Here is a 15,326-nt window from a genome sequence, read left to right as displayed (position 1 = left end):
TATAAAGATTAATTTATTTTTTTGATTATATAATTGATCGTGTTATGTGTTGTAAACCGTACATTTACAGTGTGTTAATCTTTTTTTAGAGCAATTTTTTTTAGATAACTCCAGATAGAATAACCATGGTTAAACCAATAACAAGTAAGCTTGTTAAAATATAAAAGCCTGATCTAGTTGTTTTGTTATTTTGAAAAATGTAATTTTTACTTTTGTTTTTTTTATTCTTTTTAAAGATTTTAAAATCTTCTTTACCTTGTTTCATAATGCTGTTAGTTTTGTGTTACATCACAAATTTATGGCAAATTAAAAATGGTGTTTTGTTCATTTCCATTTAATATTAACTCATATCAATTTATATGTTTTGAGCTAATTTTTGTTTTAAATGAGTTAAGGAGAAAAGTTTAGTCATAATAATTTTGTAGTTATAATTAAATTTCAAAACAAGAAAAACATATGACTTTAAATGAAACACTACAGAAAATAAAATTAGCCTTAATAAATTATTGGAATGAATTTTTAAACCATATACCAGGAATTATTTTGGCTGTTTTAATAGTGGTATTAGGTTTCTTATTGTCAAATGTTATTTCTTCAATTTCAAAAAAAACCATTTCAATTCAAACTAAAGATCCATTAATAACTAATTTCTTAGGAAAAACAATAAAATACGGATTTGTATTGTTAGTAATTATTTTTGCTTTAAAAATAGCTGGATTAGGATATATCGCTACAGGTTTTTTAACTGCAGCTGGTGCTTCTGCAGTAATTATTGGTTTTGCTTTTAAAGATATTGGTGAAAATTTTATTTCAGGAGTTATTTTATCGTTTAGCAGACCCTTTAATGTTAATGATACTGTATTAATTGGGGATGTTTTTGGAAAAGTGAAAACAATAGAATTCAGGCATTCAAAATTGAAAACATTTGATGGTAGAGATGTTTACATCCCGAATAGTGATATAATTAAAAAACCAGTATTTAATTACACAGAAGACGGATATTATCGAACTGATTTTACAGTAGGAATCGATTATAACGATAATATAGATTTAGCAAAGAAAGTTGTAACAAAAGCAGTTGTAGAAACTTCTGGAGTTATTGATACAGAAGAACATAAATGTTTTGTAACTGTAGACTCTCTTGGAATTAGTACAGTTAATCTTAAAGTTTTATTTTGGACAAAAACAATGGAGTATAAAAGAGGAGCGTTAGAAGTTAAAAGTGATGTAGTTAAAAATGTGAAAAACATATTAATTAAGAACGGCTTAAATATGCCTTCAAATATTACAGAATTTAAACTTTATAATACGCAAAAAAACATACCTGTTTTATTAAATAAATAAATATGTTTTTTTATAAATTAGTAAAGAATGAGCATCTTAAGGTTTAAATAAGATGTTTTTTTATTTTTGTAAGGAATAATAAATTATACCAGTTGTTAAGATGAATTTATTAAAATCCCTATATATATCCTTTTTTTTACTTTTTATTTTTTCGTGTAAAAATGTAGAGAAAAAACAAGAAGAAATACAACCAGAATTTAAATATACCGCAGAACTACCTGAGAATGGAGTTTTAAAAGGAGTTGTAGAACTTGGAACTTCTGGATTTAATTATTTTATTATTGAAATAGATAATAATAAAAAATGGAAATTAAAAGAAGCAGCTTATGGTAAAAGTTTAATAGCAGAAGCCATGACAACTACAGAAGAAATAGATAATAAATTAAATAAATTTTTAAAAAAAATTGAAGATTTAGGTGTTGCTAAAGAAGATATAACTTTTATTGTAAGTTCAGGAGCTTTAAAGGAAGAGGTTACTACATTAATTGTAAAAGAATTGAAAAAAAGAAATCATGAAATTAAAGAAATAACTCCGAAAGAAGAAGCGATATATAGCTTAAGAGCAATTTTACCAAAATCTTTTAAAAATAATGCATTTGTTGTAGATCTTGGATCTGGAAACACAAAAATTTCCTTTGTTGAAAATGGAAAATTAATAGGTAAAGAAACACATGGAAGTAAATATCATCAGAAAGGAACAGAAGATGAAATTGTGTACAAAGAAGTAAAAGAATTAGCAACATTGATTCCTAAAGAAAATAGGAGATTTTGTTTTTTAATAGGAGGAATCCCTTTTCAATTAGCACAAGAATTTAGAAAAAATAAAGAACGTTATACTGTACTACCTTCTAACGTTGAGAAATTCGATAAAGTAAAACAAGAAAAAGGAAAAAAAATAGAATCTGGTTTAACAATATATAAAGCAATAGTAGATGCAACTGGGTGCAAAAATTTTATATTCGATTGGGAAACCAATTTTACAATAGGTTATTTATTAGAAAAAGAAGGCGTATAAATCATAAATTACTCTACAAATAAGTTAAGCCAGGTTTATTACAGTATTACGATATTATTAACGAGTTAACTCATTAATTTTTCGCATCTTTGTTTTTATGCGTATTTACCCAATCGAAACCGGAAATTTTAAATTAGATGGTGGAGCAATGTTTGGTGTTGTTCCCAAGTCTTTATGGCAAAGAACAAATCCTGCAGATGCAAACAATATGATCGATATGTCGATGAGGTGTCTTCTAATTGAAGATGGTGATAGACTTACACTAATTGATACAGGTATAGGAAACAAACAATCCGATAAATTTTATGGTTATTACTATTTATTTGGAGATTTTTCTCTAGATAAATCATTAGCGGAGTTAGGTTTTCATAGAGATGATATTACAGATGTATTTTTAACACATTTACATTTTGACCATTGTGGAGGTGCTATTCAATGGAATAAAGACAGAACAGGTTTCGAACCAGCGTTTAAAAATGCTAAATTTTGGAGTAATAGTCGCCATTGGGACTGGGCAGTAAATCCTAATCCAAGGGAAAAAGCCTCGTTTTTATCAGAAAATATTCTCCCAATAGAAGAAAGTGGTCAATTAAACTTTTTACATTTAAACGCAAAAGATTACGTTGGTTTTGATGTATTATTCAAAGACGGCCATACAGAAAAACAAATGTTGCCAAAAATTCAATATAAAGATAAAACTATTGTTTTTATGGCAGATTTATTACCTACAGCAGGTCATATACCACTACCTTATGTAATGGGCTATGATACCAGACCATTACTTACACTAAAAGAAAAAGAAGCATTTTTAACAGAAGCAGCCGATAATGAGTATTTACTTTTTTTAGAGCATGATGCTTACAACGAAATTATCACTGTAAAACATACTGAAAAAGGAGTCCGATTAAAAGAAACTTACAAATTTAGAGAGATATTTAATTAAGAGAGAAATGAGAATGAGAGTATACAAACCTATTTTATCTTCAATCGTTTTAGTTAGTTTAGCAAGTTGTAATTCAACAGCTAATCTAAAAAAAATAGTAATCCCAACAGGAGTTAATAATGAAGTTGTAATTTCTGCAAAAAAAGCTGATTTAACTGAAGCAGAAAAACAAAATTGGCAACATTTGGATTTAGCTACAGACACTATACCAGGTATGAGTGTTAATAAAGCATATGAGTTTTTAAAAGGAAAAAAAGGTGTAGAAGTAATTGTTGGAGTTATTGATAGTGGAACAGATTTAAATCATGAAGATTTAAAAGATGTAGCTTGGACTAACAGAAATGAAATAGCTGGAAATGGAAAAGATGATGATAATAATGGATATATAGACGATATTACCGGATGGAATTTTTTAGGAGATTCTTATACAGAACATTTAGAGTATGAACGTATTTTAATGAATCCTTCTGTTGCAGATCCAGAAACATTAAAAGCTGTGAAAGCATTTCAAGAAGAAAAATTAAAAGAAGCTAAAGAGAAAAAATTTAATTATCAAAATTATTTATCGGGGGTATTGTTTGCAGATAAAGCTTTAAAAGATCATTTTAAAAAAGATGATTATACTTTTGAAGAAGTTAAAGCAATTCAAAACCCTAGTGATGAATTAAAACAAGCAATAGGAATTGCAATTGGTTTTGTTCAAGCTAATGGTATGACTATGCCAGGTATTCAGAAAGAACTTAAGAGTGAAATAAAAAAAGCAAACAAAACTATAAATGGAGATAATTTGAAGACAGATTATCGAAAAGTAGTTGGAGATAATGCTTATGATATTAAAGATAAGCCAGGTTATGGAAATGGAAATACTGGCCATTCAGAAAAAGACGAAGCACACGGTTCTCATGTATCTGGTATTGTAGGTGCTACTAGAAATAACGGAAAAGGAATGAATGGAGTAGCAACTAACGTAAAAATCATGGCTGTTAGATCTGTTTCTGATGGAGATGAATATGATAAAGATGTTGCTTTAGGTATTCGTTATGCAGTAGATAACGGAGCAAAAGTGATTAATACAAGTTTTGGTAAGGCTTTTTCACCAAATAAAGATTGGGTTTACGAAGCTATTAAATATGCAGCAGATAAAGATGTATTAATTGTTAATGCAGCAGGAAATGATGGAAAAGATATTGATGTAGAAAAATCATATCCTAATGATGCACCTGATTTAATTAATGAAATCTCAGATAATTTTCTTACAGTTGGAGCTATGAGTTCAAATTATAATGAGGAACTACCAGCAGCTTTTTCAAACTATGGAAAAAAGAATGTAGACATATTTGCACCTGGTGCTCAAATATATTCTACAACACCTGAAAATGAATACAAATACTTTAGTGGAACTTCAATGGCATCACCATCTACTGCTGGAGTTGCTGCTTTAATTCGTTCATATTATCCACAATTATCTGCTAGTCAGGTAAAGAGGATTATTATGAACTCAGGAACTAAAATTAACATGAAAGTTAATAAACCAGGAACAGGTAGTAGATATGGTTCAGAAACACAGTTAATCCCTTTCGCAGATTTATCAGTTTCTGGTCGAGTAGTTAATGCATACAATGCTTTAATTATGGCGGAAAAACTTGTAAAAGCAAATAAATAAAAACAAAAAAGAGCATCTAAAAAATGCTCTTTTTTAATAATAACTAAATTATATAATGAGAAAAATTTTTCATTTTATTTTATGTGCTGGTTTAGTTTCTTGTGCAAGTTATGCTCAAAATACTTCGAGTACAAAAAGTAACTATTGGCAACAACAAGCAGATTACACTATGGATATTGATATGGATGTAAAAACATATCAATATAAAGGTAAGCAAAAACTAGTTTACACGAATAATTCACCAGATGAACTAAATAAAGTGTTTTATCATTTGTATTTCAATGCTTTTCAGCCAAATTCTCAAATGGATGCTCGTTTGCACACCATAGAAGATCCAGATGGGAGAATGGTAGAAAAAATTGGAACTTCTGAAGATGTAAAAGTAGAAAGTAGAATTGCAAAATTAAAGCCTAACGAAATAGGTTTTATTAAAGTTAATTCTTTACGTCAAAATGGGAAAAAAGTAGCGTACGAAATTGTAGGAACAATTTTAGAAGTAACTTTAAACGTTCCTATTAAATCTGGAGAAAAAGCAACTTTCGAGATGGAGTTCGATGCTCAAGTTCCTTTACAAATTCGTAGATCTGGAAGAAATAGTAAAGAAGGAGTTGCGTTATCAATGACACAATGGTACCCTAAAATGGCGGAATATGATTTCGAAGGTTGGCATACTCCTCCATATATTGCTAGAGAATTTCATGGAGTTTGGGGTAATTTCGATGTTACTTTACATATCGATAAAAATTATGTTGTTGGTGGAACAGGAGAGTTATTAAATCCACAAGAAGTAGGACATGGATATGAAGACAAGAGTAAGTCTTTAAGTTTACCAAAAGGTAAAAAATTAACATGGAAGTTTTCAGGAAAGAATATTCATGATTTTACTTGGGCTGCAGATCCAGAATATCAGCATGATATTTATAAAATGGATAATGGTATCAATTTACATTTCTTATACAAGAAAACATTAGATACTAAGTTTATTGAAAATTGGAAGAAATTACAGCCTAAGACTGCTGAATTAATGAAATATTTTAGCGAGCATATAGGTAAATACCCTTACAAACAATATTCTGTAATTCAGGGAGGTGATGGAGGAATGGAGTATGCACAATGTACATTAATTACAGGACAAAGACCTTGGGGAAGTTTGTTAGGTGTAACTGCTCACGAGTTAGCTCATAATTGGTTTCAGTTTTTATTAGCAACAAATGAAAGTAAGCACCCATGGATGGATGAAGGTTTTACTACTTATATTTCCAATAAAGCCATGAATGAAATTACTGATAGAGGTGCAGTAAACCCTAATAGTGGTTCTTACAGAGGTTATGGTTTTTTAGTAAAATCAGGTATGGAAAAACCATTGTCTACACATGCAGATAGATATGAAACAAATAGAGCTTATGGTATTGGAAGTTATAGTAAAGGAAGTATTTTCTTAAGTCAATTAGAATATGTTATTGGTTCTGAAAATGTAGCAAAAACATTAAAAGAATATTACAATCAATTTTCATTCAAACATCCAACACCGAATGATTTTAAACGTGTTGCAGAAAAAGTTTCTGGAATTCATTTAGATTGGTACTTAAACGAATGGAGTCAAACCACTAACTTTATTGATTATGGAATTAAAACTGTAAACGATAAAGAAATTACGTTAGAAAGAATTGGAGCAATGCCAATGCCTTTAGATGTAGAAGTTGAGTATATAGACGGGTCTAAAGAATCTTTTAATATTCCTCTAGAGATTATGAGAGGAAATAAACCATCTTCTTCAACTTTATTAAAAGATTGGGGATGGGCATATCAAACGTATACTTTTAAGGCCTCTAAGACTGTTAAAAGTGTAAATATTAATAAAGACGGATTTATGGCAGATATTAATCCATTAAATAACAGTTTTTCTATAGAGTAATAAACAAAAGTATTTATAAAAAGGGTTGAGAATTTTCTTAACCCTTTTTTTTATTGAGATATTAATTGTTTTTGAAGTTCTGTAGGGGTTAGTTTTGTGTGCTTTTTTATGAAAATACTAAAATTAGAAGGACTGTCAAAATTGTAATTATATGCAATTTCTTTATGAGTTAACTGTTTGAAAGCAAGGTCTCTTTTGATGTTTAGAAGTAATATATCATGAATATATTTTAAAGGAGTACTATTCAGTTCTGTTTTTATAATTTGAGTTAATTTTTTAGAAGAAATATGTAATCTTTTAGCATATTCGCTTACAGATATATTGTTAATGTTATTTTCCACCAAGTCGATAAAATTTACTGTAATTGCACTAAATTTTTCGTTTTTCATTTTTATACTTTGTTCCTCAAGTGTGTACAAAAGTGAAGAAAGTAAATGAATTGTTTTTTCTTTATAAAAGTATGATTTACTTTTTTGAATAGCAGAAATACTTTTTAATTGAGAGATAAAATAGTTAGATAAATCAATATCTTTTTCAAAAACTACCTCAGATTTTGTAAAACTTTTTAATAGAGAAAAGGAATCACTAAAAAGTGTTTCAGGAGTAAATTGTATTAATAAACCATCAGCATTTGCATTTCTTTTTACTAAGTGTATTTGCTTAGGTTTTACAATATAACAGCTATTATTTTTTATTTTAATTTTTTCAAAATCAATTAATTGATGACCGCCTCCTTTTTCAAAAAATAAAATCTCAAAGTAATTATGTTTATGTATTGTGTTAAAATCATAATTATTGTCATGAGATATTTTTTCAATATTTATGTTATAAGAGGTGTTTAAGTTATGAATAGGAACATCTACGGGCATAAATTCATAAGTTATATTCTGTTTTTAATAACTTTTTGATTTTTAAGAGTAAATACTTTTGCTTACAAACTTTTAAAAATTTAAAAATAATGAAAAAAATAGTTTTAACTCTATTAGCATTAGTAACTCTAATAAGTATAAATGCACAAACAATTTGGAAGGTAGATAAAGCACATTCTTCAATTACATTTTCTGTTTCACATTTTATGATTTCAGAAGTAACAGGTAATTTTGAAAAATTTGATATTACAGCAGTAAGTAATAAGAAATTTGAAGCTCCAAAATTTAATGTTTCAATAGATGCGTCAACAATTAATACAAACCAGTCTGGAAGAGATAATCATTTAAAAGCTGTAGATTTTTTTGATGTAGCAAATCATGCAAATATTATTTTTAAAAGTAATAATTTTAAACAGTTAGAAGGTAAAGAGTTTCAAACTATTGGAGAAATTACGATTAAAGGAATTACAAAAGAAGTTATCTTTAAAGGAAAATTAAATGGAATTATCGAAGGAAGAGGAGGAAAGAAAAAAGCTGGATTAAAATTAACTTCAGTAATAAATAGAGAAGAGTTTAATGTTGGAAAAGGAATGAAACCTATAGGTAACGATGTAGAAATAGTTGTTCACGTAGAAATGAATGAACAATAACATATCTAATCTTTTTAAGAAATTTAAACCCAAGAAGTAATATCTTGGGTTTCTTTTTAATTTATATATAAAAGTAATAATGAAAATAACTAATAGAAGTTTACATAGAGATTTAGCATATTTTTATGTTGGGTTAATCATCGCATTTTCTTTTTCAGGAATTATTTTAAACCATCGTCAAGATTGGTATCCGATGGATTATACATATGAAAACAAATCGTTTGAACTAACAATTCCTTCTGAAGAAGCACAGTTAACAAAAGAGTATATAACTGGACTTACCAAAGAAATAGGAAAGTATGATGGGCATAGAGTAAGAAATGGGAAAATAAGAGTGTATTTTAAAGATAATATTATTTTAGACGCTGATGTCGAAACAGGAAAAGGAACTATAGAATACAAAAGAAAAGTTCCTGTCATTGGGCATTCAATGTATTTACATAAATCTACTAATAGTTTTTGGATTTGGTATTCTGATATTTTTGGTATAGCAATGTTAGTAATTGCTCTAACAGGTGTGTTAATTCCATTGGGTAAAAAAGGATTTAAAGGCAGAGGTTGGAAATTAGCGGTTGCAGGAATGTTATTTCCTTTATTGTTTTTATTCTTGTTTGCGTAAACTAAGTATAAAATGGAATCAATAACCTTAAATTTTAATCTGTTATTAATTATAGATATCTTATCTATAGCAACATCATTAATGTTAGGTTTTTTATTCATTACGTTAAAATCAACAAATAAAAAAGCAAATATTTTTTTAGCATTATTCTTATGGTCTTTATGTTTAGAAGTTTTTTATAGTTTAACAGAAACAATAGATGAGTTTTCTGTAACTGTTTTAAATACAGGCTTTCTAACAATGCCGTTGTTGTTTTTTTATGTAAACGCGACTTTAAATAAACAAAAGAGTTTTTATTTATTAGTTTTATTTCTGCCTTGGTTTTTAACTGTCATATTTTTTACTGAAAATGAGTACATAAAGTATGCAGAATATATATTTAATATAACCATATTAATTCTAATTTTAAAAAAAATAAAAGAGGTACAGATAAGGGTTAAAGATTTTTATTCTGAAATTGAAAATAAAACGTTAACCTGGATAAGAACAATTGTTTTCATATATCTTTTTTTTCACGCTTTTTGGATTTTTGAAGATATCATTAGTGTTATTAATGAGTCTATTGTATATTATTTTGCAGCTATTTCAACTATTCTTACTTTTTTTATGATTTATTGGATAGCTTATAATGGATTTTCTCAAGTAGATATTTTTAAAGAAAGATTATTTCTAAAAGAATCAGAAAAAGAAAAGAAAATTGTAAAAAAAGATACTAAAGAGCTATTTAATAAAATAGTTCATCAGATTCAAGATGAAAAAATTTATTCAGATCAAAACTTAAATCTTCGTATCCTTTCACAAAAAGTTAGAATTAAAGAAAAAGAGCTTTCTAAACTTATTAACCTTCATACCGGTAATAATTTTTATTATTTCATTAATACATTTAGAGTAAATTCTTTTAAAGAGTCCTTGTCTTCTAATAAAGCGAGTAAACTTTCTCTTCTAGGATTAGCAAATGAAGCAGGTTTTTCATCTAAATCTACTTTTTATGCAGTGTTTAAAAAACTTGAAGGCATTACACCTAAACAATATCAAAAACAAATAAAAAAGTCCGAATAACCGTTATTCGGACTTTTTAAAAAGGTTTATTTATAGGGTTGAACACAAATTGAATGTTATTTGATTAAACAGAATAATATTCGAATTTAAAACATAATAATTATGATAAAAAAAATGTTCAACTCTAAAATTATATGCAGTATTACAATCATTATAAGTTTAGTCTCTTGTTCAAAAAACAACGAAATAGTTAGTAATTCAGATAATACTTCAAATTCTTCTTTGATAAATTATTTAAAAACTAATGCAGATTATATACATGAAATTAATGGGTTTTATATTGTTGGTAGTGCAATAAATCCAACTTCAGAAGAAACTACAGCAGGAACAACAGGAAAAGATGTTTTTGATCATTCTGTGCGTTTGTTTAGTAGTTTTTTAGATCAAAACAACGATGGTGTTGTTGATGAAGATATGAAAGTATTAAATCTGCAAATGGCAAAAACGGTAATGTTTATTTCTGGCCCTTTAAACTTAGTAGATAAAATATCAGAATCACCTCAGGTTAATAGCCAAGGATTGTATGGTTTAAGTATGCAAACCGATAACTGGCCATATGTTAAAAATTACAATGGAAAAGGTTGGGTTATAGATAAACTAACATCTTTTACATGGAGGCCTGAAAACATGAATGCATTATGGGAAGAGGTATTCCATACGATAACAGAAGCAATAAGTAGATCAGATAATGAATTCGCTTTTACACAAGGAAAAAAACTACGTCAATTTATGGAAGATGATATTACAGCGAGAACATACGATATTTCTGAGCAAAACGCTGAAGAAAATGGCAACTACGATAAAATTACAGCGGTAAATGAATATATACATCAAATTTGGGCAATCAATTTTGCTGGTCAAGAAAATAAACTTAATACTCATCAACAAAAAGCATTAGCTTTTATGAAAAATAAACAAGTTCCAATGTCTGTAAATGCTGATTATTCAAAAACTATAGGGATAAAGATTAAGTAATAAATTAAAATAATATGATGAAAAATATATCTAAGATATTATTAGTAATAATTGTTATTGTAGTTGTTGGCTGTGTATCATGTTCCAAAAATAATGATATGAGTAATAATGGAAATGAACAAGGAATAATCAATGGAGGAAATGATCCGAATTTTAAAATTATAGAAAATTCAGACGAGGGTATGTCTATTTTTAATAGAAAAGTAGTTGTCTTTGGAATCGATATTTATGGAGTTTCAGGTATTGAAGATACAAAACTATTACATGCAGCAAATGTTATGGCTCAGTATTTAGATAATGATGAAGATGGAGTTGTTGATAATCAATTAGTGTTAGATAAAATGCTAGAGAATAAAGCATTTCTATTTATGTGGAAATCAGAATCAGATTTAAACTTAATCGCTCCGCCTCTAGGAAGACTTGGCCAAGATTTAGGAAATGATGAAACTGTCCCTAGTTTCGTTTCGGGAGGAAAAACTGGACGATTTGATGCTTCATTAGAAGAAGTTTGGCATATTATTACACATGCTGGGTATTCTAAAGCTTATCCAAATGTTTTTGGTGAAAATGCAGGAACATCGCTAACCAATGCGATGGATAAAGCTAGAGGAGGTAACTTTACTAGCATTCCAATTAACTATCCATCTGAAGCATGGTATACTTATGACGATACAACATGTACTTATGATTGTCAGGCAACGGAGTACTTTTATTGGGCAATGAGTTCTATTTTAGGAGCACAGTCGAATCGATTAGATGAAATTAAGCAAGAATGGAAATTGAATACAAAGGAGAAGGTTAAGATTACAGATGAAACTATATATAATTTATTAACAGATAGCCAATATAATTTTCCTAGTATTTTACCAGATGGAACTTACAAAAGATAAATAGATAAAGTTTAAAAATAAATTATGGAAAGAGTTTTTAAAAAATGTGTAACAAAATTATATATGTAGCGTCAAACAAATAATAATTTTAAAAAGCTTGTAATTCTAACATAAGGAAGACATTGAGAATTATAAGTTAACTATTATGGAAACTCCATATACCTTATCTGTAAAAGATAGGTGTATGGAGTTTTTTTATTCAACTTTAAAACATTAAATATTATGAAAAAATTAATAATCGGAGTTTTTATTTTTTTGCTTCTAGGGGTAGTCACTTTTTTCTTGTTTCCGCAATTATATTTTTCTACTGCTTTTGGTCAGAAATTAATGATGAAGGTCATGGGAGAAAAAACGGCAACTTTTACTTTCAAATCTACCTCAAAATTAAAAGATAGTTTGTACATGAATGGAGTTATTTATTCAAATACATTAGAAGATTTAAAAGAAGTACTTAATAGTAATCCTCAAGTTAAAACATTGGTTATGGAAGAAGTGCCTGGGTCTATAGATGATCATATTAATTTGTTGGCTTCTAGAGAAATTCGAAAAAGAAATATTAATACATATATACCTAGAAACGGTATGGTAGCATCTGGCGGAACTGATATGTTTTTAGCTGGAAAAAAAAGAAATGCAGATGTTACAGCCAAAATTGGTGTACATTCTTGGGCTGATGGAGATAAAGAAGGTATAGATTACCCAAGGGATAACGAAGTACATATTATGTATTTAAAATATTATGAAGAAATGAATATTCCAACAGATTTTTATTGGTTTACACTTGAAGCTGCTTCTGCGAGTAATATTCACAATATGACTACAAAAGAAATAGATAAGTATAAAATACTAAGGAAATAAAATTTGATACTTAGGGTAAATTTAATTCTTCTTGTTTAAAGTTACAGAATAGAGAATTAAAAAGACAATATATGAAAGCGACAAAAAGATTAGTATTGTTAATTGTATTTTTAGTATTTACTACTAATTGTAGTAAAAATGAAGAATTAATAAACGATAAATCAACAACAGATTTTGGAATATTTAAGATCTTAGAAGATGGGGAAACAATTGAAATGAATGGAGTTATAAATAGCTCTTCATTAAATAGTTTTAATAAAATTATAACTAAAAACCCTAACCTAACCACAATAAATATTAAAAATTGTGATGGTTCATCTGATGATGAAGTTAATTTAAAATTATCTAAGAAAATACACGATTTAAACATAAAAATTCATTTATTAGATAATGCTATAATTGCATCAGGAGGAGTAGATTTCTTTTTAGCAGGTAAAAAAAGAACAAGAGGGAATAATACAAGAATAGGTGTGCATTCATGGTCAAATGGTACTAATGAAGCAACTGATTTTCCAGTAGGACACATAAATCATTTACCATATATAAATTATTACAAGTCTATAGGTTTTAGCGATGTAGAGGCTAAAGCATTTTATTATTTTACAATAAATTCTGCTAAAGCTGCAAGTATTCATTGGATGACAGAGTCAGAAATAGAACAATACAAGATATTAAAGCCTTAAAAAAGGTGAAATTTCAAGATATTTTAAACTCTTATCCTTTTACTAGGAGAAGAGTTTTTTTGTATTACAAGGCTCAACTATTTTCATTAATTTTGTTGTCCAATTTAATATAAAATGTCAGAAGAAAAGAAATCTTTAAATTTTATTGAACAAATCATAGAGGAGGATTTAGCAAATGGAATGAAAAAAGAAAACTTACGTTTTCGTTTTCCTCCAGAACCTAACGGATATCTTCACATTGGACATACAAAAGCTATAGGAATTAGTTTTGGTTTAGGAGAAAAATATAATGCTCCTGTAAATTTACGATTCGATGATACCAATCCAGCCAAAGAGGAGCAAGAATATGTAGATGCAATTAAAAAAGATGTATCCTGGTTAGGATATCAATGGGAAAATGAATGTTATTCTTCAGATTATTTTCAACAATTATATGATTGGGCTGTACAATTAATTAAGGAAGGTAAAGCCTATGTTGATAGTCAAACTTCAGAGGAAATGGCTCAACAAAAGGGAACTCCAACAGAACCTGGAGTTGATAGTCCGTATAGAGATAGAACTGTAGAAGAGAACTTAGAACTTTTCACAAAGATGAAAAATGGAGAGTTCAATGAAGGAGAACACGTACTTCGTGCAAAAATAGATATGGCTTCTCCAAATATGTTGTTAAGAGATCCTTTAATGTATAGGATATTAAAGAAATCTCACCATAGAACTGGAAATGATTGGGTAATTTATCCTATGTACGATTGGACTCATGGAGAAAGTGATTATTTAGAACAAATTTCTCACTCTTTATGTTCTTTAGAATTTAAACCTCACCGAGATTTATATAATTGGTTTAGAGATCATGTTTATGAATACAGTAAAACAGATTTTCCATTAATTCCAAAACAAAGAGAATTTTCTAGATTAAACTTAAGTTATACGATAATGAGTAAACGTAAATTGCTTAGGTTAGTTGAAGAAGGAGTGGTTACAGGTTGGGATGATCCAAGAATGCCTACAATATCAGGTCTACGAAGAAGAGGTTATACTCCAGCGTCAATTCGTAATTTTATTGAAACAGTAGGCGTCTCAAAAAGAGAAAATATAATTGATGTTGCATTATTAGAATTTAAAATTAGAGAAGATTTAAATAAAAATGCTAATAGAGTTATGGCTGTTCTTAATCCAGTGAAATTAGTCATAACCAATTATCCTGAAGATCAAGAAGAAATACTTATTGCAGAGAATAACCCAGAATTAGATGCGGGCTCAAGAGAAGTTCCTTTTTCACGTGAATTATACATAGAAAGAGACGATTTTAAAGAAGAAGCAAATAGAAAATATTTCAGGTTAGCTTTAGGTAAAGAAGTACGCTTAAAGAATGCTTACATTATTAAAGGAGAGAGTTGTGTTAAAGATGATGAAGGAAATATTGTAGAAATTCATTGTACTTATGACCCTTTAAGTAAATCTGGTAGCGGAACAGAAGAAAGTAAACGTAAAGTTAAAGGGACATTACATTGGGTGTCTAAAAAGCATGCGGTTTCTGCTGAAGTAAGAATTTACGATAGATTATTTTCTGATGAAGCACCAGATGCACATAAAGAAAAAGATTTTATGGAGTTTTTAAACCCTGACTCTTTAAAGATTATTAATGCGTTTGTTGAACCAAGTTTAGTAAATGCTAAAATTGGAGAAAGATTTCAATTTCAACGTTTAGGTTATTTTAATGTTGATGATGATTCGTTAAAAACAAACTTGATTTTTAATAAAACTGTAGGATTAAGAGATACTTGGGCTAAGGTTAATAAATAATTTTATTTATTAACCTTAGGTTATTGTAAACTTTGTAGAC

Annotated in this window: 15 protein-coding genes; 13 read left to right on the top strand and 2 right to left on the bottom strand. The window is 28.3% G+C overall.

Annotated features, from left to right (window positions below; all coding sequences use genetic code 11):
* Positions 1-100 precede the first annotated feature (100 nt).
* On the bottom strand, positions 101-265 hold the full coding sequence (locus AC2TEO_RS10550) for a hypothetical protein (protein ID WP_442264785.1): 165 nt from the start codon (positions 263-265) through the stop codon (positions 101-103).
* Positions 266-456: 191 nt separating this feature from the next.
* Between AC2TEO_RS10550 and AC2TEO_RS10545 the strand changes: the two genes are divergently transcribed.
* The 5 genes from AC2TEO_RS10545 (at position 457) to AC2TEO_RS10525 (ending at position 6,880) form a co-directional block, all read left to right on the top strand.
* Complete coding sequence (locus AC2TEO_RS10545) at positions 457-1,344, top strand: mechanosensitive ion channel family protein (RefSeq protein ID WP_442264784.1); 888 nt, start codon at positions 457-459, stop codon at positions 1,342-1,344.
* Between the two features lie 100 nt (positions 1,345-1,444).
* Positions 1,445-2,359, top strand: coding sequence for a hypothetical protein (locus tag AC2TEO_RS10540; protein WP_442264783.1), 915 nt, complete (start codon positions 1,445-1,447; stop codon positions 2,357-2,359).
* A gap of 97 nt (positions 2,360-2,456) precedes the next feature.
* Complete coding sequence (locus tag AC2TEO_RS10535; RefSeq protein ID WP_442264782.1) at positions 2,457-3,302, top strand: MBL fold metallo-hydrolase; 846 nt, start codon at positions 2,457-2,459, stop codon at positions 3,300-3,302.
* Between the two features lie 13 nt (positions 3,303-3,315).
* Complete coding sequence (locus AC2TEO_RS10530; RefSeq protein WP_442267759.1) at positions 3,316-4,965, top strand: S8 family peptidase; 1,650 nt, start codon at positions 3,316-3,318, stop codon at positions 4,963-4,965.
* 55 nt (positions 4,966-5,020) lie between these two features.
* Positions 5,021-6,880: a M1 family metallopeptidase gene (locus tag AC2TEO_RS10525; RefSeq protein WP_442264781.1), complete on the top strand. Its 1,860-nt coding sequence runs from the start codon at positions 5,021-5,023 to the stop codon at positions 6,878-6,880.
* Between the two features lie 50 nt (positions 6,881-6,930).
* On the opposite strand, the gene AC2TEO_RS10520 is transcribed toward AC2TEO_RS10525, so the two are convergent.
* On the bottom strand, positions 6,931-7,749 hold the full coding sequence (locus AC2TEO_RS10520) for a helix-turn-helix domain-containing protein (protein ID WP_442264780.1): 819 nt from the start codon (positions 7,747-7,749) through the stop codon (positions 6,931-6,933).
* A gap of 89 nt (positions 7,750-7,838) precedes the next feature.
* On the opposite strand from AC2TEO_RS10520, the gene AC2TEO_RS10515 reads away from it, so the two are divergent.
* From AC2TEO_RS10515 to AC2TEO_RS10480, 8 genes are all read left to right on the top strand, one after another.
* Entirely contained in the window at positions 7,839-8,399 is a 561-nt protein-coding gene (locus tag AC2TEO_RS10515) for a YceI family protein (protein WP_442264779.1), read from the top strand.
* 79 nt (positions 8,400-8,478) lie between these two features.
* Positions 8,479-9,018: a PepSY-associated TM helix domain-containing protein gene (locus tag AC2TEO_RS10510; RefSeq protein WP_442264778.1), complete on the top strand. Its 540-nt coding sequence runs from the start codon at positions 8,479-8,481 to the stop codon at positions 9,016-9,018.
* Positions 9,019-9,030: 12 nt separating this feature from the next.
* Positions 9,031-10,077, top strand: coding sequence for an AraC family transcriptional regulator (locus AC2TEO_RS10505; protein ID WP_442264777.1), 1,047 nt, complete (start codon positions 9,031-9,033; stop codon positions 10,075-10,077).
* Between the two features lie 102 nt (positions 10,078-10,179).
* Positions 10,180-11,052, top strand: a complete 873-nt coding sequence (locus AC2TEO_RS10500) for a hypothetical protein (RefSeq protein WP_442264776.1) — start codon at positions 10,180-10,182, stop codon at positions 11,050-11,052.
* 14 nt (positions 11,053-11,066) lie between these two features.
* Positions 11,067-11,942, top strand: a complete 876-nt coding sequence (locus AC2TEO_RS10495; protein ID WP_442264775.1) for a hypothetical protein — start codon at positions 11,067-11,069, stop codon at positions 11,940-11,942.
* A gap of 222 nt (positions 11,943-12,164) precedes the next feature.
* Positions 12,165-12,800, top strand: coding sequence for a hypothetical protein (locus AC2TEO_RS10490; RefSeq protein ID WP_442264774.1), 636 nt, complete (start codon positions 12,165-12,167; stop codon positions 12,798-12,800).
* 71 nt (positions 12,801-12,871) lie between these two features.
* The gene (locus tag AC2TEO_RS10485; protein WP_442264773.1) at positions 12,872-13,483 is read left to right on the top strand and encodes a hypothetical protein; all 612 of its coding nucleotides are present in this window, start codon (positions 12,872-12,874) and stop codon (positions 13,481-13,483) included.
* Positions 13,484-13,597: 114 nt separating this feature from the next.
* Positions 13,598-15,286: a glutamine--tRNA ligase/YqeY domain fusion protein gene (locus AC2TEO_RS10480; protein ID WP_442264772.1), complete on the top strand. Its 1,689-nt coding sequence runs from the start codon at positions 13,598-13,600 to the stop codon at positions 15,284-15,286.
* Positions 15,287-15,326: the final 40 nt, after the last annotated feature.

Source organism: Tenacibaculum aquaeponti (genome assembly GCF_057221555.1).
This window is presented reverse-complemented; position numbering and strand designations above follow the sequence as displayed.